18 protein-coding genes are annotated in these 24,200 nt (G+C 38.3%); 7 read left to right on the forward strand and 11 right to left on the reverse strand.

The annotated features are described in order from the left end of the window. Positions 1 to 138 precede the first annotated feature (138 nt). The 4 genes from JFY49_RS08425 to JFY49_RS08440 all read left to right on the forward strand — a co-directional run bounded on the left by JFY49_RS08425 (position 139) and on the right by JFY49_RS08440 (position 3,868). Complete coding sequence (locus tag JFY49_RS08425; protein ID WP_200224839.1) at positions 139 to 1,365, forward strand: efflux RND transporter periplasmic adaptor subunit; 1,227 nt, start codon at positions 139 to 141, stop codon at positions 1,363 to 1,365. Further along, complete coding sequence (locus JFY49_RS08430) at positions 1,362 to 2,585, forward strand: ABC transporter permease (protein WP_200222556.1); 1,224 nt, start codon at positions 1,362 to 1,364, stop codon at positions 2,583 to 2,585. The genes JFY49_RS08425 and JFY49_RS08430 overlap by 4 nt, the downstream gene beginning before the upstream one ends. After that, positions 2,578 to 3,285 (forward strand): ABC transporter ATP-binding protein, encoded by a 708-nt coding sequence (locus JFY49_RS08435; protein ID WP_180042553.1) that lies wholly within the window; start codon positions 2,578 to 2,580, stop codon positions 3,283 to 3,285. Before JFY49_RS08430 ends, JFY49_RS08435 begins: the two co-directional genes overlap by 8 nt. Positions 3,286 to 3,709: 424 nt before the next feature. After that, entirely contained in the window at positions 3,710 to 3,868 is a 159-nt protein-coding gene (locus JFY49_RS08440; RefSeq protein ID WP_165493301.1) for a hypothetical protein, read from the forward strand. Between the two features lie 72 nt (positions 3,869 to 3,940). Here the strand turns inward: JFY49_RS08440 and JFY49_RS08445 are convergent, their stop codons facing one another. Further along, positions 3,941 to 4,735 carry a hypothetical protein gene (locus JFY49_RS08445; RefSeq protein WP_200222557.1) on the reverse strand — a complete coding sequence of 265 codons (795 nt, stop codon included), beginning with the start codon at positions 4,733 to 4,735 and terminating at the stop codon, positions 3,941 to 3,943. Positions 4,736 to 4,951: 216 nt separating this feature from the next. Between JFY49_RS08445 and JFY49_RS08450 the strand changes: the two genes are divergently transcribed. Together JFY49_RS08450 and JFY49_RS08455 are read left to right on the forward strand one after the other, a co-directional pair. Continuing rightward, a complete protein-coding gene (locus JFY49_RS08450) occupies positions 4,952 to 6,364 on the forward strand; it encodes a PLP-dependent aminotransferase family protein (RefSeq protein WP_200222558.1) in 1,413 nt (470 codons plus the stop codon). 133 nt (positions 6,365 to 6,497) lie between these two features. Beyond that, positions 6,498 to 7,919, forward strand: coding sequence for an amidase (locus tag JFY49_RS08455; RefSeq protein ID WP_200222559.1), 1,422 nt, complete (start codon positions 6,498 to 6,500; stop codon positions 7,917 to 7,919). Positions 7,920 to 8,097: 178 nt separating this feature from the next. Here JFY49_RS08455 and JFY49_RS08460 read toward each other — a convergent pair whose 3' ends face one another. From JFY49_RS08460 to JFY49_RS08505, 10 genes are all read right to left on the reverse strand, one after another. Continuing rightward, positions 8,098 to 8,796, reverse strand: coding sequence for an OmpA family protein (locus JFY49_RS08460; protein WP_227609604.1), 699 nt, complete (start codon positions 8,794 to 8,796; stop codon positions 8,098 to 8,100). A gap of 137 nt (positions 8,797 to 8,933) precedes the next feature. After that, positions 8,934 to 12,740, reverse strand: coding sequence for a type VI secretion system membrane subunit TssM (gene tssM / locus JFY49_RS08465; RefSeq protein WP_200222561.1), 3,807 nt, complete (start codon positions 12,738 to 12,740; stop codon positions 8,934 to 8,936). 57 nt (positions 12,741 to 12,797) lie between these two features. Then, complete coding sequence (locus JFY49_RS08470; protein ID WP_200222562.1) at positions 12,798 to 14,198, reverse strand: hypothetical protein; 1,401 nt, start codon at positions 14,196 to 14,198, stop codon at positions 12,798 to 12,800. Then, positions 14,195 to 15,187, reverse strand: coding sequence for a type VI secretion system baseplate subunit TssG (gene tssG, locus JFY49_RS08475; protein WP_200222563.1), 993 nt, complete (start codon positions 15,185 to 15,187; stop codon positions 14,195 to 14,197). Before tssG ends, JFY49_RS08470 begins: the two co-directional genes overlap by 4 nt. Further along, positions 15,151 to 17,313 carry a type VI secretion system baseplate subunit TssF gene (tssF, locus tag JFY49_RS17755; protein ID WP_200222564.1) on the reverse strand — a complete coding sequence of 721 codons (2,163 nt, stop codon included), beginning with the start codon at positions 17,311 to 17,313 and terminating at the stop codon, positions 15,151 to 15,153. The genes tssG and tssF overlap by 37 nt, the downstream gene beginning before the upstream one ends. An 11-nt stretch (positions 17,314 to 17,324) precedes the next feature. Continuing rightward, positions 17,325 to 17,801: a type VI secretion system baseplate subunit TssE gene (gene tssE / locus JFY49_RS08485; protein WP_200222565.1), complete on the reverse strand. Its 477-nt coding sequence runs from the start codon at positions 17,799 to 17,801 to the stop codon at positions 17,325 to 17,327. 77 nt (positions 17,802 to 17,878) lie between these two features. Further along, positions 17,879 to 18,382 (reverse strand): Hcp family type VI secretion system effector, encoded by a 504-nt coding sequence (locus tag JFY49_RS08490; RefSeq protein ID WP_200222566.1) that lies wholly within the window; start codon positions 18,380 to 18,382, stop codon positions 17,879 to 17,881. A gap of 50 nt (positions 18,383 to 18,432) precedes the next feature. Beyond that, entirely contained in the window at positions 18,433 to 19,914 is a 1,482-nt protein-coding gene (gene tssC, locus JFY49_RS08495) for a type VI secretion system contractile sheath large subunit (protein WP_200222567.1), read from the reverse strand. Then, the gene (tssB, locus tag JFY49_RS08500) at positions 19,907 to 20,410 is read right to left on the reverse strand and encodes a type VI secretion system contractile sheath small subunit (RefSeq protein ID WP_200222568.1); all 504 of its coding nucleotides are present in this window, start codon (positions 20,408 to 20,410) and stop codon (positions 19,907 to 19,909) included. Before tssB ends, tssC begins: the two co-directional genes overlap by 8 nt. A gap of 15 nt (positions 20,411 to 20,425) precedes the next feature. Beyond that, positions 20,426 to 21,130 carry a hypothetical protein gene (locus JFY49_RS08505; RefSeq protein ID WP_200222569.1) on the reverse strand — a complete coding sequence of 235 codons (705 nt, stop codon included), beginning with the start codon at positions 21,128 to 21,130 and terminating at the stop codon, positions 20,426 to 20,428. A gap of 387 nt (positions 21,131 to 21,517) precedes the next feature. Between JFY49_RS08505 and tssH the strand changes: the two genes are divergently transcribed. Continuing rightward, positions 21,518 to 24,181: a type VI secretion system ATPase TssH gene (tssH, locus tag JFY49_RS08510; protein WP_200222570.1), complete on the forward strand. Its 2,664-nt coding sequence runs from the start codon at positions 21,518 to 21,520 to the stop codon at positions 24,179 to 24,181. Positions 24,182 to 24,200 lie beyond the last annotated feature (19 nt).

Consider the following 24,200-nt stretch of genomic DNA (forward strand, 5'->3'; position numbering starts at 1 on the left):
CAGAGTGTAATGGTTTAATTTCATGAGACTTTTCAAAAAATCTTATTGTCAATAACAAGTTGAAGCATACAATTGCTACAGAGCAACAGTACTTGCTGTTAGATGTACCAAGCTCTTAAGCTGAACTGGAGAGATTCATTGCGCGTTGTTCGCTATAAATTTGTGATTATCATCCTGCTGCTCATACTTGCAGCAAGCTATGCTCTATTTCGATGGTGGCAGGGACCTGTGTTACCAGGATATACCCTGACATACAGGCCTCTGGTGCAAAATGTGGTAGCGACTGGCCGTGTAGCGACCGTATCACGTGCTCAGGTGGGCAGTGAAATTACCGGTGTCGTTCTTGAGCGGTTTGTGCAGGAAGGTGATCAGGTGGTGCCGGGTGATTTACTGCTCGTCCTAAAATCGGATGAACTGCTTACACAGGTACGACAAGCCGAAGTGGCTCTGACCGAACTCGCAACCAGCCGGCGTCCACAGGCAGTAGCAGAACTGGCCACTGCCAAAGCCCAGCTGGAACAGGCCAGTCGGGAAGCAGCACGCAGACGTAATCTAGAAGCTGGCATACTCTCAGCAGAAGAAATAGAACAGGCCGTGGAAGCGGAAAGAGTCGCCCGCAATAATTTTGAAACAGTACGTCTAAAAACAGCAGCATTGGCACCGGGTCAAGTCGAGGAAGCCAAGCTTCGTGAGCAACTTGCTGCAGCCCAGGCTCAACTGGCCAAAACTAAAATTCGCTCTACAGTCACCGGTACGGTACTCACTCTGGATGTGGAACCGGGTGATCTGATCCAACCGGGTCAGACTTTATTTAGCATCGCATTGAAGGGCAATACAGAAATTCGGGTGCCTTTAGATGAGCGAAATTTACCGCAACTTGCTTTACAGCAAAAGGCAACGGTCATTTCCGATGCCTATCCGGATCAAGCTTTTCCGGCCCGGATCAATTTTATAGCGCCAAGCATTGACCCGCAGCGTGGTACGGTAGAGGTTCGCTTAGCCGTCGATCCGGTGCCTAATTTTCTGCGTCAGGATATGACGGTGTCGGTAAATGTCGAAACGAACAGACGGGAACGGGCATTGGCTATTCCGAATGATGCTTTAAGCGGTATCAAAGGCCATAAGGCTAGTGTGCTATTGGTACATGATGGAAAAATAAAACATCAGCAAGTCAGCTTAGGTTTACGTGGCCTGGCCATGTCAGAAGTGGTTTCAGGTTTAAGTGATGGTGATCAGGTGCTGGCCAATGCCGAAGCACCCTTAACAGAGGGTGCGAGGGTACGCTTAAAACAGCAAAAAACACCCTGGAATCATCAGGCTGATGATACAGATAGTAAAAATGAATTACCGGTGAAATTCGATTGAAAAACTTTTTCGGGCGGCTCTGGACAGAATGGACAATCGCAATCAGTTTTTTGCGTGAAGGCCGTGCACAGTCCATCATGATTACTGTGGGTGTTGCAGTGGGTGTGGCTGTCATCATTTTTATCAGTGCTTTAATTCAAGGATTGCAGTCGAATATTGTCGAACGTACTTTGGGTACTCAGGCGCATATCCGTTTGCTTTCACCGGATGAGGTGAATCAGATTGTGCAACCTGCTGCAGGGACGGTGCAATTATTGCAGGAAGACAAGCGGGCACAGCGACTACGCTCAATCAACAACTGGCAGCAGATTACTGAGACTTTAGATCAGTTGCCGGTACTGACCGCCGTATCTCCGGTGGTATCCGGGCCAGCCTTTGTGCAACGGGGGGATGCCATTCAATCGGTTGCCTTGGTGGGTATTAATCTTGAGCGTTATCAACAGATCATCCCGCTGAAAGAATATCTGCTGAGTGGTCAGTTGCGCATCGGTGCAGACGATGTAATGATTGGCAGTCAGCTCGCCAAAGATCTGGGTGTGCAGGTGGGAAGCAAGTTACGGCTGGATACGGGGCGGGAGAACAGTGCATTGGTCAATGTAGCAGGGATCTTTGAACTTGGGGTACGCGAACTGGATGCGCGCTATGTGTATCTGGACTTGAAACAGGCACAGTCCTTACTCAGTTTACCTGGTGGAGTTACAGTGATTGACCTGACCATTTCAGATATTTTTGAGGCAGACAATATTGCTGCACAGATAGGACGTTTGACCTCATTAAAAGCCGAGAGCTGGATTAAAACCAATGCTCAGCTCATGAATGCGATTACAGCTCAGAGCCTGTCAACCAATATGATTATTATCTTTGTGGCAATTTCCGTGGCATTTGGAATTGCCAGCGTTATGTCGGTCAGCGTGGTGCAGCGTACCCGGGAAATCGGTATTTTACGCGCGACTGGCGCGACCCAATTGCAAATTTTACGAATTTTCCTGTTTCAGGGCGCAATATTTGGCCTGCTGGGTTCAGTTTTAGGCAGTGCGGTCAGTTATGGTCTGGTGTGGATATTCAACACCTTTGGCCCGGGTCTGTTTTACATTCCTCTTTCGATCAATCTGGTAATACTGGCCTTGTTACTGGCTACGCTGACTGGCGTACTGGCTGCTGCGATACCATCGCGCCGGGCAGCAGCATTGGACCCTGTGGAGGCGATTCGTCATGTCTGATCAGTCTCAGGAAGTACTGCGCCTAGAAGCGCTGCATAAATCTTATAATATCGGGCAGCCCAATGAAGTTGAAGTATTGCATGGAATCGATTTGCGTATCGCACGCAATGACTTTGCTGCGCTGATTGGTCCATCCGGTTCCGGTAAAAGTACCTTATTGAATATTTTAGGTTTGCTGGATAAACCTAGCAGCGGTGAGCTGTATTTGCTGGGTCAGCCAACCAGTCGCATGGATGATGCCGGACGTACTGCGCTACGCGGCAACAGTATCGGTTTTGTGTTTCAGTTTCATCATCTTATTCAGGCTTTTACTGCCTTAAACAATGTACTTATGCCGTTAATGCTGACACATGGCAAGCCGGACAAACAGGCACTGGAGCGAGCGCGTGAACTGCTTGCAGCAGTCGGTCTTGAACAGTTTGCGGATCGTAAACCGAATGAACTTTCGGGAGGGCAGCAACAGCGGGTGGCGATTGCCCGGGCACTTATTACAGAACCAGCGCTATTATTAGCTGATGAACCTACAGGGAATCTGGATACCCAGACGGCTGCAGAAATGTTTGAACTGTTCCGTAAAGTGCATCGCGAACGTGATTGTGCTGTACTGCTGGTAACGCACGATCCACGTCTGTCCGCGACCTGTGATCGCACCATCAATCTGGTGGATGGTCGTATTCAAAGTGATTCATCAAATCATTAAACCAGCTCCTTTATTTTAAAATTCTAATCTTGATCTTAGCCACCTAATCATAAGAGTGATAAAGGGACTTAACGCTATATTGCTTTTGGCTAGGCATGCAAAAATATCAATCGTTTTAGCGATTTCACTTTTAGTTTTATTTTTTGCTGAAAATTTCAAAATTAACTTTTATGGACAGTTGAGTTATGTAGGGCGCAATCTTAGTTATCGGATTTAACATAATATACATTATACGAAATAAGTCTGTAAGCCCAACATAGAAATGTCCGCTTTTAGAATACGCACCTTTACGATTATCGAAGCAGACTGTTTGATATTCCGGTATCTATAACTGTTATATAAATATTTCACTTTTTTGTATCTATAGATACGCTGTTACATCGTCAATAATCAATCTAACAGATAGATAAATTGAGATAGCCTGATGAACAATCAAGAGCCAAAAAAGCAGCAAAAATACGCTGACAGTGAAATTTCAGATAAGGCTTTCAAGCGAGCCATTATTTGGTTTGGAATTTACGCTTTATTGTTCTGTATTGGAGTCGCATTTGTGGTTGGCGCAGATAACTCATATCTTCCCTAATTTCTACATAACTAATACATAAGTAAAGCTATGGTCAAGCAGCATACTTAATAAAACATGCTGCTTTTTAGTTCAATGATATTGAATTTTAGTTTGCATATATTCACCATAAACTGAAAGTTTTTCAAAAATATGTTCTGAATAAAACATATCATCTACCAGTAATTGTGCTTGATCAAAGCTATATAAATCTAATATTTTCAGTAATTTGGCATTAATTTTAGAAAGCTTTGTACAAAGATGAATATAGTCATCATTTTTATTCTTAAATAATAACTGTAACATATTGATTTTATTTATGTCTAAGTATTCAGATTGTTGTTCCAGCGAGATAACCTGAATTTTCACATGCAAAGAATGAGCAATAAAATCAATTAGTTCCAGATTAATATCTAAACGTGTAATACAAATTATTCTAGATACTTTTGAGTTACATAAACTATTGATTAAATTTAAATAAAATGAATCTTTCGGGCTCATTTCATCATCATTTAATTGTATAGATAGTCCCAGACTATCCAATAATTCATCAAAATTAAAACTAAGGTTGCTCTGGTTCGCCTGATAATAGCGCGATAAAATGCTCAAACTTTGTTCATTTTTAACTGTATGATAAATCACCTTCTGATTCAGATTCGACAATATAAATGGTGAGAATAAATAGGCTAAATCTTCAATATGCTCTGTAATAGGATCTTGCAGGATCACAATCTGCCCTGCTTTCTCTATCTCTCTGAGCTTTTTTGCTCTCAATACTGTGGCTTCAACATTCAAATATTTTTGCTTAAGTAATCTTTTAACCTGCGGAGAAATTTCGTATCCTGACAGCAACTGATTGATCAAATTAAGTTGCGATATTTCAAACATTTGTCACTCCATTTCAACATTTTATCTACCTTCATCACACGTTTGCATGAAGTATTCGCCAGTATCGCAAATTCTTTTAAACTTAATAGATACAACATCAATTATAAAATTTATAACAGATCAGTATTTTTTAAAAATCTGTTATAAAAATACTTTAATATTAATTAAATATTGCTATATTTATATACAGTCATTTTTCATCAGTTATTTTTTAATATGTATAAGTCAGAACAGCTTGCTCATCAATTAAGACAATTGATAGAAAGTGGCTCACTGAAAGCCCATGAAAAACTCCCTTCTTTACGTGAACAAGTGCAGCTTTCCGGTTTTAGCCTGATTACCGTGATGAATGCTTATCAAGAGCTTGAATCTAGAGGTTTAATTTACGCGAAAGAAAAATCTGGCTACTACATTGCAAATACATATGCAGACCATGAACACAATGCACCTTTAATTGTTTCTCTCAATTCAAATATTGAGATCAATTCATTAATTTTTAAATATCTCAAATCCATTCAAGGCGAACACATCGTTCCATTTGGTTCGGCATTTCCAGACAGTGATTTGGTCTATTCCAAAAAACTAACGCAAATTATGGGGCAAATCGCACGTAATAAAAAAAGTTATGATGCCATTGATAGTTTGCCCCCAGGAAATTTTTCATTACGCAAACTGATTGCCCAACGCTATTGTATGCAAGGCATACCCACTGATCCAGATGACATTGTCATTACATCTGGTGCTTTGGATGCACTAAACCTGGCCTTACAAGCGATTGCCAAACCTGGTGACTATATTATCCTGCAGCAAAATATTTTTTATGGTGCCTGGCAAGCGGCTGAACGATTAGGCCTAAAAGTGGTCACTATTCCTGAACATCCAAAACATGGATTTGACCTGGAAGCTTTTGAACATATCTTAAAAACCTATCCGATCAAACTCTGCTGGTTCATGCTAAATAGCCATAATCCGGTAGGTTTTACCGTTTCAGAGGATATAAAGTTTCAAATTTCAAAATTATTACATCAATATCAAGTTCATATGATTGAAGATGATGTGTATGAGGAAATGTATTTTGGCCATAAAAAGCCGTTACCCATGACTTATTATGATCAAAATAATTTAGTCCTGCACTGCTCTTCTTTTTCGAAAACCCTGGGGGCGACGTTTCGGGTGGGTTGGGTACATGCCGGGAAATACTCACAGCATATTCAGCATCTGCAATTAATGAGCACGATTTCAGTCAATTCCTTACTGCAAAGCGCTTTAGTGGAATTTTTATCCAATTTTCATTATGAAAAACATCTGCGCAATTTACGTAAAAATTTACAGCACAATAAATTGTTATTTTATAGATATTTAGAGTTGAATTTACCAGCCAGATGTAAAGTTGAATATCATCCAAGTGGTTATTTTTTATGGCTTAAACTGCCTAAAAATGTAGATAGCATGTGCATTTATGAAACCCTCATCCAGCAGCAGATTGGCATTGCATCTGGTCAACTTTTTAACATCACCGCACAAAAACAGCATTACTTAAGAATAAACTGTTCATTTGAATGGTCAGATTCAGTTCAGCATTCACTTGATCAGGTCATTGCTACGCTGCAAAAATTTATAATAGATTAATAGTTTAAATTGACAGTGAGTATTGTCATGACTATGTTGTAAAATGATTTTGATCAGCGCTGTCTTGTTATGCTGATCTCTATTAAGACAAAATGAAAAACAAAAATATAGGAAAATACGGGACTACCATTATATGGAATCGCAAAATGCTAAACGAATTCATGCATTTGATAATGATGTAATGTCAGATCTAGATGCCGTTGGTATCGCACAATTAATTCGCAACAAAGAGGCTTCTGTACAGGAAGTCACAGCAGCTTCAATTGCACGTGCACAACGTGTCAATCCGTATCTCAATGCGATTCAGCTTGAATGTTTTGAGCGTGCTTTAGCAAAGCCACATTTCAAACAAACAGGAATTTTTGCCGGTGTGCCCTTCTTTTTTAAAGACAATACCGATTATCAAGGCCTTACAACCAGTCATGGTTCTAAAGCAGTAAATGGCAAGACTGTATTAATTAACCCCAAGATCAGTCAACAATTTTTAGACCAGGGATTTGTCGTTTTAGGCAAAACGACCATGCCAGAATTTGGTTTAAATGCCACCACAGAGTTTAAAGATGGCAGTGCGACTTTCAATCCATGGCATACGGACTATTCTTGCGGTGCATCTTCCGGTGGTTCTGCTGCAATGGTGGCCTCAGGTGTAGTGCCTATTGCGCATGCTAATGATGGTGGCGGTTCAATTCGCATCCCCGCTGCCTGTTGTGGTTTGATTGGTCTTAAACCCAGTCGCGGTCGTACTTTTGATAGTGATGCAGCACGTTCTTTACCCATCAATATCATTAGTGAAGGTGTAGTCACCCGTAGTGTCCGGGATACAGCTTATTTTTATGCGGGTATGGAACAAAGATTTTATAATAAAAAACTGCCTAAAATTGGTCTAATCGAACAACCAATCCAGCGCCGTTTACGCATTGGTCTGGTTACTCAATCCATCACAGGCCAAATTGATCAGGAAACATCATCCACCCTCAACCAGACTGCGAAATTACTTGCAGATTTGGGTCATCATATTGAAGAGTTTCAGTTACCTATCTCGATTAGCTTTGTTGATGATTTTAGTGAATATTGGGGTTTTTTATCCTTTATGCTGCAAACTTTTGGCAAAAAGGCTTTTGGTGCTGGATTTAATGCCAAACAGCTGGATAATTTAACGGTAGGACTTGCCGGACTCTATAAGAAGAATTTTTACAAAACGCCGCTATTTTTGTATCGCTTAAAAAAAATGCAGCAACAGTATCAAGACATTTTTAGCCAGTATGACGTTCTGCTTTCTCCAGTATTAGCACATACGACGCCACAAATTGGTTACTTATCGCCGCAACTTCCCTTTGATCAATTATTTGATCGGATTCAAAATTACGTTACTTTTACTCCAATTCAAAATGTGGTGGGTGCTCCTGGCATGTCGATTCCAATGGGACAAACGCAAGTGGATGGCTTACCGATTAGTATGCAACTTTCTGCCAATATTGGGGATGAAAAAACTTTAATTGAATTGGCCTATGAAATTGAACAGGCAAAACCCTGGCGTAGAATTCAGGATACTTGAGCATAAAAATATATAAGGAAATGACCTATTTCCTTATTCCATAGAATATTAAATACAATCATTTATTAAACGTCTTTCATCATTTTTGACACCCTCTTTATTTTTCTCATGTGCTTGATTTTAAAACACTGCTTAAAACCAAGCTTAGAGAGAAATAAAAAGGACTTATGGGAAACATCTATTGAACCTCAAACTCAATACGACGGTTTTTCCGACGTCCCTCTGCAGTGATATTGTCAGCAACAGGTTGATTTGAACCAAAACCTTCTGTGGTTAAATTTTCAGCTGCAATATTTTTCCCAATTAAATAGTTTTTAACTGCTGCTGCACGCCGTTGGCTTAGAATCAGGTTTTTATTTGCATCACCAGAGCTATCCGTATGACCAATCACCTTCACTTTTTTTCCACTCACCTTCTTTAGTGCCACTGACATTTCATCTAAAATTTTTATGCCCGATGCAGTTAACACGGCACTTCCAGATTCAAATTCAATAATACGATGCTTTAATGCAGCATCAATCATTTGTTGCTCAGCTTGGTTGACTGATAATTGTGTAGTTAAGTGATAAGGAGCAGATACAAGACTTTGAAATTTTGTAGTCATCGATTGAATGTCATTAGGGTTACCCATTTTCCCGGATAAATCCATTTGCATGCCACGTACGCTCAGTTTGCCCTGTCTGACTTTCTTTAAATCCTCTGTAATGACATGACTAATCGCATTACTCCAGCCATTAGGCGCTGTAACAGTACGCACTTGAATCTTATCTACAATATTTTCCTGCCCATACGTGAGGTACATTTTATTTAAAATTTCTTGTTTAGTTGCGTCATTAGGTACTGCTCCTTCAATGACAACCGGCTCTGCATGGCCCATTACAGATACACTTAAAAATAAAAAAGCCAACTGAAAAATATTTTTTATATATTGTTTTTTCATAATATTTTATTCATCAATAAAGGTTTGTCTAAACAGTTTCATGTTTTGAGTAGTGCTAAGCTGTTTTTTATTCATTATGATGTAGCTCCAGCAGCATTCATTGTATTTGTTTTGACTACGGTTACAGGGGCTGGAGCTGTCTGTGCTGAAACAACACGAACCGATTTATCATTTACAACCTGATCAACCAGTTGCATGCTGGCATAACCGCGACTTGAGCCAATCTGTCCTGAATTACCACTAATCAAACGGAAATTTACTTTCACAGCTAAACTAGGGTTTTGCAGGTCTTTCCAGATCATCTCAAAACTATTGCCCCGTTGAGTACTCTGGGCATGATCAATGAGACGGTTAATGCCATACTCACCCGGCTCATCAAAAATGGTATGCGTTTGTCCTTGTAAATCTACCACTGTAATACGTGCGCCAGGCATAGATCCTTGATTTGGCCAGACAAAATTCACCCATTGTTGAATGCCATTTTCGTAAACCATTCTTTGACCATCAATATCAATGGTATAAGAAAGCAGTTGTGGATTTTCTAATGGATAAAACTGGAAATTTGATTGATTGACTGCAGCTGTTACCGTTGTTTGATTCAATTCACCCGTGGCCATGCCATTATTAGGAGCAACATAACTTTGGAAATTCATCACAAATTGTGGATTTAGACTAATCCCCAAATCTTTCCAGGTTTTAGACGTTAATAGATAACCACGACGAATGATCAGTGGATCGAGATCCTCTTTGACAAAACGTGCAATACTGCCGTTTTCACCTAAAATCTGACTGATTTCCTGACGAGTTGCTTGTAAGCTCGCAGAAGGATTAAATGGATATTTTTTGCTTAAGTTAGCGGTAAACGGTTGATTGGCTTGTATCATCCATAATTTATTCATTTCATGTTGAGCAGGGATCAATAAACAATCAAAAGATTGAGTTAATGGGCTCATCAATAATTTTTGTAAAACCTGCTGATCCGGCTCATTCAGGCCAATAGTCATTTTTTCATCAATCATTTTTTGACTATGATTAAAAACAGAGTTCTGATCATTAATTGTTTGCTTGACTAAAATGATGGCTGCGGGACCAATCTCCCCTGCACTTTTAAGATCATTGAACTTGCTCCTCACCTGCGCCAATGATTGCATATATTCATCTAATAAAGATTTATTTTGTTGATCATCTCGTTTACGAACCAGTTGATAGAACATTCGGAATTCTTTTGCAATGACACCCTGGACTTGGTTTGATGCCTGTTGCGCAACTTTAGGTGTATCCCGGGTTAAAATTTTCGATTTAAACCAGGCCATGAAACCGGTTTTCGGTGTAGCCAGCTCTGCCTGAACCATTGGATTATCCCAGCTGGTTTCTTTAGTCACTCGCTCAATAATGGTACGTATAGGTGAATTTTCTGGCTCACCCAAGATTTCCATATTTTTTGTTTGCTGGTTAAAATTATTGGCTTTTGCATAGTAAATGCCATTTAAAAATTTGCGCCATTCAGCGATATATTGCTGTTTATATAATGTAGTTAACTGCTTACGAATCTGGTCTGGGCTACCGCTAAAGGTGAGATCATCAGATTGGGTACTATTTAACACCCAATCCTTGCTATCGGTTGGACGGTTCGCAGCATCATCAATGGCTTTTTCTACATATTCATTCCAGGCTCTATAAGTAAACATGCCCGGTAAGGCATAACTTCCCAGTACGGTATTTTGGTTATTTTCCCCAACTAACTGTTTTATCGTTACAGCAGGATAACGCACTGTACCACGCATTTTAATTTCGTTATATACGCGATCACGTGCAGGCATTCCGCGAATGACATCCAGCAAAACCTGACGGGTCTGGTCAACCAGCAAAGAATCAGCTTCAAGCACAGGAAATTTCTGATCATTTGCCAGTGTAATGCTATAGGATAATATTTGCTCGGCTTTCTGGATCATTTCACCACGTGGCATTTGTTCCCGGTTTGAATCCAGCCAGGGACGCCAAAAACGTGTCAGCTGATCACCTAGATGACTTGAATCCATATATTGAGGATTACTCAGCATCAAGTAAGCCTTTAAAGCGTTATAAGCATCTTGCGGATTGGTTTCGGAAGGGTCTAGATATTGCTGAGTTTTCACTCCTTGTTTTATTTCTGCATTGACATGATTGGCTTTTAAAGTAGCTTCATTACTTTTTATACGCCGTAAATACTGCGCAATATTCTGCTGGGTTGGCTGCAAAAGCAGTTGTTTAATTCCCGCTAAATATTCGCCTTGTAATTTTTCTCGCAATGTATTGCCTTGATACAGTCCAAAACCAAACTGAATAGGTTGATTTTCTTCAAATTGATCAAGCTGTTGCATACGCTCCTGTAAAATCAGCAAAGCATTCAGCTGTGTAGAGAGTTGTTGGCCTGATTGCTTTTGCAATTGTAAGACCTTGTCTAAATCGGCCTGAACATCGGCGATCAGCTGTTGATTATTTCGATATGACCAGATCCACAAGCTTAATATTATGGAAATCCCCAGCAAGGCCGCAATAAAAGCAAAGTAGCGTTGTTTCTTGCGTTTAGGATTAATATGCTGTTTAACCAGATGCTGGTCTTTCAAAATCACATCTGAAAATAGACCTTTCAAAAAGTAACCATGATGCTGTGAAACTGAATGACCCGGTACAGGATTTTCACTATTTAAGCTTGCTGATAAATGAAAATCCTGTAACATCTGTTCAGTCATTGGACTTTCGGTCATACCCTGCTGTAAGGCACTGGTAAAATAAAAGCCACGGAATACGGGTTTAAACTGGTAGGGATTTTCTTCAAACAAGGTCCCTATAAAGGTTTTCAGTACCGGTTTTAAGCTTTTAAACTCTAAAGGAAATGTCATTACACTGGGAGAAATATTCTGGCTATGACGTCGGCTAAGATGTGTGGTACTTAACCCTTTTAAACCTTCATATAAAACAGCATAATGCTGTTCAAAAAGTGCCATTACATTCTGCATGGAATCTGGCTCATATTTTAAGGTCGCACCCCATACCTGATCAAATTCATCGACATCATAACATTCAAAAAATTCGCTAAATCCTGCAATCAAATCCATTTTGGAAAACACAACATAAATGGGGGCAAATATTTCTAAACGTTCCGTAATCTCTTGAATGCGTGCTCTTAAATTTTTAGCCAGTTTTATGGATTGTTCAGGACTTTGGCTGATCAGTTCTGCAATGCTGACCACTACAATTAAACCGTTAACAGGTGCCTGACTACGGCTTTTCTTTAATAAATTTAAAAAGCCTAACCATTCAGCTTGATCTTCAGCATAAACGGAATAACGCCCGGCAGTATCCAGCAATACCCCTTCGGTAGAGAAAAACCAGTCACAGTTTCTTGTCCCGCTCAGGCCAGAAGAAACACTTTTTTGATGGGAATTTTCAAACGGAAATTTGAGACCCGAATGAAAAATAGCTGAACTTTTACCTGCAGCAGGATTCCCAATCACCATATACCAAGGTAATCCATATAAAGCTGCGTTGCCTTTTTGATTCCCCAACTTTGATTTGCGAATCATCTGGATCGATTCTTTCATTTGCTGGCTAATCAACTGTAAGTCTTGCATATTTTTCTGCTTGTCATATTCCGCTTGTGTATTATTTTCAATTGCTTCTGCAAGCACAGCAACCTGTTGAATATGGGGTTTTTTTTGCACCAGTCTATAAATGCCATAGCCGATAATAATTAAAATATAAGTTGAAAATAATGCCCAAAAAATATTTCGCGGAATAGTATGATAAGAAGACAACAATGCCACTAATACAGATAGTGCAATAATGGCTTTGGGATGGGTCACATACTGCCAGAGATAAGCTAAAATGGTATAAAACATGTGATTCTCGTTATTTTATTTATATTTAAATGATTTGTTATTTGAATTAATTTAATTCTACATCGATTTAAAAAAAGCATGGGTTAAGGCTTGGTCAGTGCTGTATATCATGCTGGTCATCTCCTTTGACAGATGCATACCCAACATAAAACCAAAAATTTTTGCGAGTTGTTGTGTATGACCAAAAATCGGGTATGTATGTATAAAATGGTAAGGTTCAATTAAAGTAGATAAAAATGTCTGATTATTTTTCTTAACGTTTTTTATATCCGTTGTATCATCTAAAACCAGTATAAAAGGTTGTTCTTGTTGGGTCTGATCAGCGTGATCAGGCATCTCCTGATTAAGGCAAGTCAATAAATTACCTACATTATTGGCAACCTTAAGCGTCTTGATTGCATCTAGATTATTGATCTTCACACCTTCAGCGGCCACACACCAACTGGATGCAAATTCTGCTGGCAAATAATCATCCACCCCAGACATTTTTTCATCCAAAAATGTCTGGTCAATTTCAGAGTCCACATTCATTATTAATGAAAATTCCTGACTTTGTTTTGATATTTGATCTAATAAATTCAGCCAGTCTGTATAAGCACTTTGCTGGGCAATATAATGATGTTGCAGATGTATTTGCTGTGAGATCGTTCCCAAGGATTGCATAAAATTAGACAGCATTTCCCGGCTTGAATATTCATCCCAGACATGTAACACGTTGTCTGATAATAAGATATGAATATTGAGTCGATTTAGACGTGGTACCGGCTTTATTGAGATGCACTGTTCGTCTGCATCACGGCCTGAAGTATCGGTATTGCTCCATCCAGGATGCATCCGGTATTGATATGCCAATTCGCTATCATAAAATAATGCAGAGCGCTTTAAATGCTCAGCCACTTGCATTAAGGTTTCATTCTGTTGTTCTAATTGTTGTTGAATTAAAGCTTTTATACGTGCCAAGCGCCCCACTTTATCTTCTTCATTTTGCTCATTCTCTTCCAGCTCTAAAATATGATCGAGCATTTGAATCCTGTAGGATAAAACAGCTAAGCCATAACTATTTTCCAAATGAGGATCTAATTCCGGCGATTTAAACTTTTTTAGACCATCAATTATTGTTGTATTTTCACCCCATGCATGGCACACAGAAGATGAAAAAATATTTAAATTGAAACATTGGATCTCTTCAACTTTTAGCTCATGCTCAGTCTGTGCTTTATTTGATTGCTGTTCTAATAAGGCGTGATGCTGCTGTCGACATCTTATATATGATTGATAGGCCCGATAAATAAAATATGGTGCAAGCAGAATGATAGATAAAACTACAGGCCATATAAGAAAATATGATACTAAATCTAAACTTGAATGTTCATATTGAATATCACGCCAATAATAAATAATGATCACACCCAACAATAGAAAAATACTACTGAACGTTCCCAGCACCAGCTTATTCATTGAAGCTCCCCAAATAATGCATAACATGTCTCCAAATTAGCTTCTCTATTTTGAGTCATTAAAAAAGCGTTTTGTGCCAAGCCCTGCTCGGATTTTGTATTCAGGCAAAGTGGCTGTATTTCTTCTTTTTTTAATATTAAGCGCACATCCACCAGTTTTGTGGGACTACACCAAGTTGAAATTATTTTCTTTAATTTTTCACTCATTTGTTGCTTGGGTAAAAAACTCAAATAATCCGTTCTAGATAATGGGCCAATCTGAATCTCTACTTTTCCATCAATTTGTCGAATGCTCTCACCACAGAATGTATTTCTACCGAGTAAATTGGCATTCCCCCCTAAAGTTGTTCGTTGTGCATCTTCTAATTTGAATTTTTCTTCTACCCACTGTTTTATTTTAAAGTCATTTTTGAAAATACAATTCAGCATGGTTTTTAAAGCATATGCGGTATTATTTTGCCCCTGCATTAAACCTGAAAATTCAGCAAAATAATCATCTAATTCAGTCTGATCCTGTTGTGTTCTGACATACCCATTCAAGGCATGCAGGACATCCAGATAATCATTTTCCTTTTCAATTTCATACCGTATGGGTAAATAATAAGCCAAACTCGCATCGACATATTGTGTTGTTAATTTATGATTAAATAGACTCAGAAAACCAAGGATTTCTTGTCTTTGCTGATGACGACTTTGCTTAACTTTATGGGTATAACTATAGGGCAAAGCACCTTGTATACCGGTGATTCCCATCATGAGATTAGTGATCTGTATATACTTGTTTTCAAAAGTTAAGGATTCTATCTCAGTCACTGGAAAATTAAGATTTAAAGAACTGTGAAATTTAAAATCATTCGCCCAATACTGCGTTGTAGATGAATGTGGCCTATGGCGCAACAAACGTGTCGCCTGAATAAACTCATAAGCTGTAGGTGTGGTAAAGAGATCATCTATTACAGAAGCTTCTTGCCACCAACGTTCTGCACGCATTGGTATAACTCCTGTTGAGTATTTGAATCACTGACCACAAGATCAACATAACTATTCATTTGAACTTTTAAATTAAAAATATGGCTTAAAAGTTGGCTGAAAATATACAGACTATGGCCTTTAAAAATTTGTGAATCTATGACTAAACTCACTTTAATACCCCGGACAAATAATGGAAAAGGTTGTGCTTCAACCAGTTTTTGTGTCAAAGAGAAATCAATCTTTTTGATAGCATCAATAATAAGCTGGTTTTCTTTTAATTTAGGCAAGTTATAAAGCACTAAAAGCTCTTTAATATGGCTAACGGCATCTCCTTTCATCAGAGATAAGGTATTTAAGGATAAATGAGAAATAACGCGCCATTGTTCATTTTTATTTTGCTCAAAGTAATATGGCTTGGACGGTCGCTTTAACATCATCGCACGCCGTGCAAGGTGGCTCTCATTCAAATTCAAAACATTATTGGCCTGACTTAAAGCTTCATGCGGCAAATCCCGATTACAACAGAGCAATTGTGTACTGATAAAATCAGACTTGGTACTTTGGGGTGATAAATGTTTAGAAACAATGGAATAATGGGTTTCAACCCCATTGTTCTGCAATTGTGTCTGATTCAGACTATAAAAATATTGCTCATTATGCTGATGATAATGACTCATGGCAAAAAATGGTAGGATGGGAACTCTAATCTGATCCTGATTACTTTTTTCCCGAATCATGTTCATCTCAACTATTGAATAAATCTGATAAAATTCGGGATGATGTGCATCAGTGAGCAATGGGTATTCTAATTGTTTATGATTGATTTTCTGTGGTTCAGCCTGCTTATAAAATAGGTTCACCACAGGCGTTGAAAATAGCTTAAAGTTTGCAACATTCAGCTCAGTATAGTTTCGGATACAGGCCTGATCATTTAAATTAATTTTTAAATGAATCAATATTTCAAATGCTGTCTCTTCTTCTGTTAAATGTTTCAAGAAATTTAAATTAAGATTGAGATAATTAAATTTTTCAGGAAAACAAAAGTATTCAATCAGTAAACGATAAGCATGATTCAGCTCAGTATAGTTTCGGATACAGGCCTGATCATTTAAATTAATTTTTAAATGAATCAATATTTCAAATGCTGTCTCTTCTTCTGTTAAATGTTTCAAGAAATTTAAATTAAGATTGAGATAATTAAATTTTTCAGGAAAACAAAAGTATTCAATCAGTAAACGATAAGCATGATTCAGCTCAGTATAGTTTCGGATACAGGCCTGATCATTTAAATTAATTTTTAAATGAATCAATATTTCAAATGCTGTCTCTTCTTCTGTTAAATGTTTCAAGAAATTTAAATTAAGATTGAGATAATTAAATTTTTCAGGAAAACAAAAGTATTCAATCAGTAAACGATAAGCATGATGGGTATGTTGATCAATCGGTAATAAACTTTCAGATTCAGCAAAGCCCATGACTGCAAATGGATGAGCAATTTCAATAATGCGATTGCCAATTCTTAATGAAAATCCTGTGCTGGCATGGAATATGCCATCCAGGACCTGCAAAGGAAAATTTGCAATCGCATCTAAGTAAATCGGTAAATTTTCATTAATTAAAAGTTGTCTGCTTCCTTGATAAATTTCAAAGCCTAAACTAAGCGTCGCATTCTGATTTAAATACATATGTGTACGAGGATGGGTTTTAAAATTCAGACTTTTTAAAGTGATCGGTAATAATCGTACAGGCTGGGTCATGCTAAATTCACACTGTACGCCTTTAAAACTACGTGACTTTAAGAAAGTCGCTTTAGGAATTTCATGTACCTCCGTCAACTGTTTTATCTTATTTATATCGTCAAAACTGACCACTGAACATGCTGGAAATGGCTTAAGATATTGAGGAAACATGACTTCAAATAATGAACGGGTAAAAACCTCATAACTGTCTGCTAGTTTTTTATCAATACGTGCAGCTATGAGTGAAAAAGCCTGAACCAGACGTTCAATATGCGGATCGTCAATTTGTTCTTGATTGAGCGATAAACGTTGAGCAATTTTCGGATATTTCTGTGAAAATTCACGTGATTGTTGTCCAAATTCTTGTAATTGCTTTTCATAATAAGGTAAGAGTTCTTCAATCACGGCAAACCTACTTAAAATCTTACTGAAATAACATATTGTTGTGTTGTGGGCTTCAATAAAACATCCAGAATGACCGGCTCAAATAAAGGCTGAATGTTTAAATAAGCTTGAATACTTAAAGGCAATCCTCCCATGTTATGACTATCAAATAACATGGTGACCTTAACCTGTTTTAATCTCGGTTCATGTGCAGCAATCGATTGTTCGATAGATTGACAAATTTTATCCCGGTCTATGGGATTGGCTGTTGATAGCCCCACAAAGTCAATAATCCCAAATTGCAGAACGGATTGTTTTGCTAAAGGAAAGTCATCAATTACGCCATCCAATAGCGACATGCGGCTATTCAGTAAATCCTCTAGATCCAAGGCTACAGATTCTCGTAATTTTTGAAGAGAAATCCCATGCTCATTCTTTTCAGTTTCAGCTAATAGTCGGTCGAATAAAGTGGTTTTAAAGCCGTAGGGATATAATTTGTCTAAATTCATGTTCTTATTATTTAATTATAAAATTAAAAATCATTTATAGCGACCAACGGTAGTTGGCCACTATTTGGGTCAGTACATTATGCAGCGTAAGAAGCTGTATTATTAGAAAGTGACCATTTCTTGGTCACCGCACCTTTTTGTGTACCGTTAATATCCTGCTGATTATAAGTCCACTCTACTGCAGCATATTTCAAACCAAAAGATTCAGTCGGAACCCCTTCTTCATTGACGTTTGGGGTAACGCTTGAAACAAGCACATGCTTTAATTTGATTTGAAGATATTTAATCCGTTTATCACCATTGGCACGATAAAAATCGATTTGAACTTCGCCAAAAGTATATCCAGCTGAACATGCTTCCCAAAGTTTTGGACTGGTTGCATCTAAATCTTTCATAAATATCATATCTGAATGTTCAACCCTTTCGGCAGTATGGCCCCCTACACTTGAAGATGTCGCTGATTTGGGTTGACGAATATTGTGTGCCCAAGAATTTACTTCCAGCCAGTCTTTGTGCTCGGAGTCACGAGATTCACCATCAACTTTATATTTACCTCGAAATTGTACATATATATCTTTCATTTTTTAATTTTCCTGTTTTATTTTTAAATTATTATAAAATTGCGCTCTGATTAGTTAGAGGACTGAGGTAACTCAGTAACAAGTCGCAAAGAAACTGACAACTCATCCAATTGAAAATGTGGTCGTAAAAAGACCACAGACTTGTAGTGTCCAGGTTGAGCTGGGTTCTCTACAACTTTTACTGAAGCTTCGCGAAGCGGATACTGTGCTTTTGCCTCTTGCGATGCACCATCATCCAACAAAACGTATTGCGATAGCCATTCATTTAAAAATGCTTCAACATTACCAGCAGATGCAAAACTACCCACTTTGTCGCGCATCATAGCCTTTAAATAATGCGCAATACGTGAAACGGCCATAATGTATTGAATCTGACTCGATAAAGCGGAATTGGCATTTGCACTATCACTCTCATATTTTTTCGGTTTTTGAGTCGATTGCGCACCAAAAAAAACAGCATAGTCGGTATTTTTGCAATGTACTAAAGGGATAAATCCTAAATCACTGAGTTCTTTTTCACGACGGTCAGTAATAGCAATCTCAGTGGGACATTTGAATACTACTTCACCATCATTGGTCTTGAACGTATGTACTGGCAAACCCTCAACCAGACCACCACCTTCCACGCCACGAATGGCTGCGCACCAACCATGCATATCAAAAGCATTGGTTAAGCGTGTCGCAAATGCATAAGCTGCGTTCATCCATAAATATTCAGCATGGTTTTGACCAGTCACTTCTTCTATAAAATTAAAGCCTTGTGTCACAGTTCCATCTTTGGGATGATATGGCAGACGACCTAATACGCGAGGCATGGTCAATGCCACATAACGGGCATCATCACTTTCGCGGAATGAACGCCACTGAATATATTCAGCAGTTTCAAAAATTTTAGAAACATCACGTGGGCGATCAATATCGGTAAATGACACTAGGCCTAATATATTGGCACTTGCTGCTGAGATAAAGGGTGCATGTGCTGCTGCAGCGACATGGGAAATCTGCTCCAGCAAATACATATCAGATGGAGTACGATCAAATTCAAAATCACCCACTAATGTGGCATAAGGTGCACCGCCAAACGAACCATATTCTTCTTCATAGATTTTTTTAAACAGCATACTCTGATCAAAATCAGTTGCTCCCTGAAAGTCTTTAATCAGTTCTTTTTTGCTGGTGTTGAGCATACGAATTTTAATTAAAGAATGCGATGGTGTTTCCTGACAGAAATAGTATAAGCCACGCCAGGTTGATTCAATTTTCTGAAATTGTTCATGATGCATAATTTTGCTTAACTGGCTGGAAATTAAGGCATCAATTTCTGCAATTCGCTTATCAATAGACAAGGTCATATTTTCGGAAACCGTTATGGTTCCAGCCATCACTTCTTTAGCCAATTCAGCTATCAGGCTTTTGGCCCGATGATGTTCTTCCTCATTACGTGCGATGCGACTTTGCTCAACAATCGAATCCAGCAAAGTAAATTCTTGAATATCTGTAGCTGTTGCAGTGGCAGTATGAAAATTATTCATGTTCTGCCTCCACGCTTAACTTGTGCACTTGATCTGTATTTTGCAGAATTTCATCCAACAAATCTTCAAGACGTTCATTATTTGAAATTTTGTTACGCAAATCAGTTAGGCGTTCTCGTGCCTCCACCAATTGATGTAATGGATCGACTTGTTGTACGACATTCTCTGGACGGAAATCTGCCATTGAATTAAAAGTTAAATCTACTGACATATAACCTCCTTCTTCGGTTAAGGTGTTCTCAACTTGAAAAGCTGCACGAGGTGCCAGTGATTGTATGACCTCATCAATATTATCCAAATCAACATTGATAAATTTTTTATCCTTTAATTTGGTTTTTTCTAATTCCGAGGCAGCCGAAAAGTCACCTAAAACCCCAATCACAAAAGGCAGCTCTTTTATTTCCTTACCATTTCCGACTTCTACATCATAAGTGAGCTGTACACGTGGTGGACGGATACGTTGTAATTTCTTTTGTACACTTTCACGTTTAGCCATGAAGACTGTCCTATTTTAGTTCTTATTAAATGAAGCAAATGGGCTTGAACCCGAAGTTATAGAATTGTTACTTTGCAGTTTTTTTGCCGCTGTCGTATCTCGTGCAGATGTTTTAATTACTCTGCTCTGTAAATTGACACTTTGGGGATGGCTTACAGAGTTGGCTTTTCCAACGGTACGATTTGATAAAGTACTGCTTTTCAGCCGTTGTTTTAGTCTGACCGTGCTTGCAGTAACGACTTTAGCATTAGAGGTATCAGGTTCAGGTAAGGAAATTTGAATATGATCAGACAATTTTTTTGCTGCAGGATAAGTATTTTCTGCATTCAGATAACGCATTTCATTATTACGCATATACTGTAAATTACTCTGGCTAATCCCTATCCCTGCAAGAAAAGCAACATCGGTCAGCTCTCTGCGCTGAACATTCTGTTTACGCAACTCCTCGACCCATTGCAATGCTTTCAGATTTTTCCCTATGGCCTGAAATCTTTGAGCAGCTTGAATAGATAAATCGTTTTTCAATTCAATATTTTTCTTATTTTTTCTGTCACATATCTGACGATAAATATTTAATAATTCTGGATCGATTTCATCACGAACCAAAGGATAGTTCTTAATGCAACCTCTTTTGAGTTCAATAGATTTTTCGCTCGCGGAGGTTAAAGGAGTGATAGATAGTCCCATCACTAAGGATAAAAAAAATTTATATTTATTCAAAAGATGCCTCTAATTTTATAGCTTTAAATTTAATTATTAGTATAGGTTTAAGAACATTAAATGATTTTTATAATCTTTAATTTATTATTATGATTCTTAATCAATGCGCAGATTTAACAAAAAACAACTAGTTTAAGTCAACAGTGAATTAAGTAAAAACCACACTTTTTATTGTTTTTTTATGTAAAAGATACAAAAAATCATCATATATTTTTTTTATTTTTAGAAAAAATGTGTATTATGTGCAGATTATTTTTATAAAAAACAAACATAATTCATTGTTTTAAATAAATAAATTTAAAAAAATCAAACTAGAAATAAAAACGAAATCATTCAGTAAATAAACAGAATAAAAACTGATGTTCTTTTAACGATATTGAGTATGTTATGAATAATTTAAAAATTCTGATTACAAAATTATCTTCTTGTGCCCGTCTGGTACTGGAGAAATCAGCCAACACCTGTATAGCCCAACGCAATTACGAAATAGAAATTGAACACATATTTTTAGAAATTCTACACAATCAAGAAAATAATGATGTCCAATTGCTATTAGAAAATTACAAAATATCACCTCTTGAGTTAATGGATGATTTAAAGAAAAGTATGGCGCAATTGCCTAAAGGCAATACACGGACTCCAATTTTTGCAAAATCCATTATACGTCTATTAGAACAAGCCTGGTTATTGGCCTCAGCAGAACAAAAACCTTTGATTCGAACCAGTCATCTTCTGGTCGCATTATTAACTGCGCCAGATCTTTATCAAATAGCGATCCGAGCTTCTAGCCTATTTGAATTGTTACCAATAGACCATATGAAACACAACTTTTTAAATGAATGTACACAAAGTATCGAGCAACAATACGAACAGAATGCAGCCCATCCAGATACGATACCAACCCCACAATTATCCAAACAGATATTGCAAACGCCTGCTTTAGCTCGGTACACCATTGATTTAACCGAAAAAGCTCAAAAAGGGAAAATTGATCCAGTGGTTGGTCGGGAACTCGAAATTCGCCTGATGCTGGATATTTTAATGCGCCGTCGTCAAAACAACCCTATTTTAACGGGTGATCCAGGGGTGGGCAAAACGGCTATAGTGGAAGGCCTGGCTGTTAAAATTGCCAACAATCAGGTTCCCGATGCTTTAAAGAATGTTCATTTACATATGCTTGATATGGGGCTTTTACAGGCAGGTGCCAGTGTCAAAGGTGAATTTGAAAATCGTCTAAAACAGGTAATTCAAGAAGTTCAAAGTTCTATTCACCCTATTATCTTATTTATTGATGAAGCACATAGCTTAATTGGTGCGGGTGGCCAGGCGGGACAAAACGATGCAGCCAATCTGCTTAAACCAGCACTTGCACGTGGTGAATTACGCACCATTGCAGCAACGACTTGGGCTGAATATAAACAGTTTTTCGAAAAAGATGCGGCTCTGAGTCGCCGCTTTCAAGTGGTGAAAGTAGAAGAACCAACAGAAGCAGTGGCTATTGATATGCTACGCGCCATGATTCCTGTCATGAGTCATCATTTTAATGTAAACATTGAAGATGAAGCGACTGTTGCAGCAGTCCATAGCTCTCATCGATATATCAGTGGGCGTCAGCTTCCAGATAAAGCCATCAGTGTATTAGATACAGCAGCGGCCCGAGTAGCTTTAACGCAAAATGCACAACCGGTGAAGTTGGACCAGTTACAGGCACAATGGCATAACCTGAATCTGGAACAGGATATTCTAGAAAAAGAACAACAAAATATGCCTATTCACCATGAACGCATCATAGCGCTAAAAGGTAAAATTGCTGAGTTAGCCAAAAAAATAAGTGATACACAAGCTCAGTGGCAAAAAGAGCTACAACTGGTCAACAGGATTAAAGAACTGGAACAACATGCTATAGGTCAGTCAAATCCAGATATTGCTCAATGTCGTGAAGCTCTTGCTCAGCTTCAGGGCACCACTCCGCTGGTTTTTGAACGCGTAAATGCGCAAATGATTCATGAAATTATTTCTGACTGGACTGGGATCCCTGTAAGAAAGATGGCCAATGATGAAATTAAACAGATTTTGAATTTAAAAGATAAGCTGTCAATACGAGTTATGGGACAGGAGAATGCCTTAAATCAGCTAGTTCAGGGCATTAAAACCTCTAAAGCAAAACTAGAAGATCCACATAAACCCCAAGGCGTATTTTTATTGGTGGGTCCAAGTGGTGTAGGTAAAACAGAAACAGCTTTAGCACTTGCTCATGAGTTATATGGTGGTGAATCTCATCTGATTAGCATCAACATGTCTGAATACCAGGAAGCACATACGGTTTCTACACTAAAAGGAGCTCCTCCCGGCTATGTTGGATATGGTCAAGGGGGTATTTTAACTGAAGCGGTACGCCGTAATCCCTATAGTGTGGTCTTGTTGGATGAAATTGAAAAGGCCCATAGCGATGTCCAGGAATTATTTTACCAGGTCTTTGACAAGGGCATGATTGAAGATAGCGAAGGGCGTTTAATTGATTTTAAAAATACCATCATTCTGCTGACCTCTAATGTCGGTTCTAGTGTCATTATGCAAACCTGCTTAAACTCAGCAGTTGAAGATTGGCCAACAGCAGAACAATTAACAGAACACTTAAAACCAAGTTTATATCAACAGTTTAAACCGGCATTTTTAGGCCGTATGCGTATTGTACCTTACGTCCCTTTACATGATGAATTACTGCTACGCATCATCAGATATAAATTGGATAAAACTACTGCACGTCTAGAACAACAATACACCACCAAAGTTAACTATAGTGAAAACCTGATTGAATTACTGCTCAGCCGTTGTACTGAGGTTGATAGTGGTGCACGTAATGTCGATAACATTCTCAATTCATCCGTATTGCCTGCTTTAGCCACACAAGTTTTGCTCGGTTTGGCAGAACAAAAATTGCCACAACACATCTTTATCGATGTTCAAGATAATAAAATATCTTATCAAGTTGATCCGGTAGTCAACAAAATAAAAAAACGTAGTAAAAAGCCTCGTGTTACTGAAGCATAATTAAAAAAACAGAAGGCAG

Source organism: Acinetobacter sp. CS-2 (assembly GCF_016599715.1).
In the GTDB taxonomy this organism is placed as follows: Bacteria; Pseudomonadota; Gammaproteobacteria; order Pseudomonadales; family Moraxellaceae; genus Acinetobacter.

Bases quoted from the DNA above. Each gene is read 5' to 3' on its own strand.
- JFY49_RS08440 (WP_165493301.1), top strand. From the start codon at position 3,710: ATGAACAATCAAGAGCCAAAAAAGCAGCAAAAATACGCTGACAGTGAA.
- tssG (WP_200222563.1), bottom strand. From the start codon at position 15,187: ATGCGTGCAGAACGTTGGTGGCAAGAAGCTTCTGTAATAGATGATCTC.
- JFY49_RS08450 (WP_200222558.1), top strand. From the start codon at position 4,952: ATGTATAAGTCAGAACAGCTTGCTCATCAATTAAGACAATTGATAGAA.
- JFY49_RS08490 (WP_200222566.1), bottom strand. From the start codon at position 18,382: ATGAAAGATATATATGTACAATTTCGAGGTAAATATAAAGTTGATGGT.
- JFY49_RS08460 (WP_227609604.1), bottom strand. From the start codon at position 8,796: ATGGGCCATGCAGAGCCGGTTGTCATTGAAGGAGCAGTACCTAATGAC.
- JFY49_RS08470 (WP_200222562.1), bottom strand. From the start codon at position 14,198: ATGAATAAGCTGGTGCTGGGAACGTTCAGTAGTATTTTTCTATTGTTG.
- tssM (WP_200222561.1), bottom strand. From the start codon at position 12,740: ATGTTTTATACCATTTTAGCTTATCTCTGGCAGTATGTGACCCATCCC.
- JFY49_RS08435 (WP_180042553.1), top strand. From the start codon at position 2,578: ATGTCTGATCAGTCTCAGGAAGTACTGCGCCTAGAAGCGCTGCATAAA.
- tssH (WP_200222570.1), top strand. From the start codon at position 21,518: ATGAATAATTTAAAAATTCTGATTACAAAATTATCTTCTTGTGCCCGT.
- tssC (WP_200222567.1), bottom strand. From the start codon at position 19,914: ATGAATAATTTTCATACTGCCACTGCAACAGCTACAGATATTCAAGAA.
- tssE (WP_200222565.1), bottom strand. From the start codon at position 17,801: ATGAATTTAGACAAATTATATCCCTACGGCTTTAAAACCACTTTATTC.
- tssB (WP_200222568.1), bottom strand. From the start codon at position 20,410: ATGGCTAAACGTGAAAGTGTACAAAAGAAATTACAACGTATCCGTCCA.
- JFY49_RS08455 (WP_200222559.1), top strand. From the start codon at position 6,498: ATGGAATCGCAAAATGCTAAACGAATTCATGCATTTGATAATGATGTA.
- JFY49_RS08445 (WP_200222557.1), bottom strand. From the start codon at position 4,735: ATGTTTGAAATATCGCAACTTAATTTGATCAATCAGTTGCTGTCAGGA.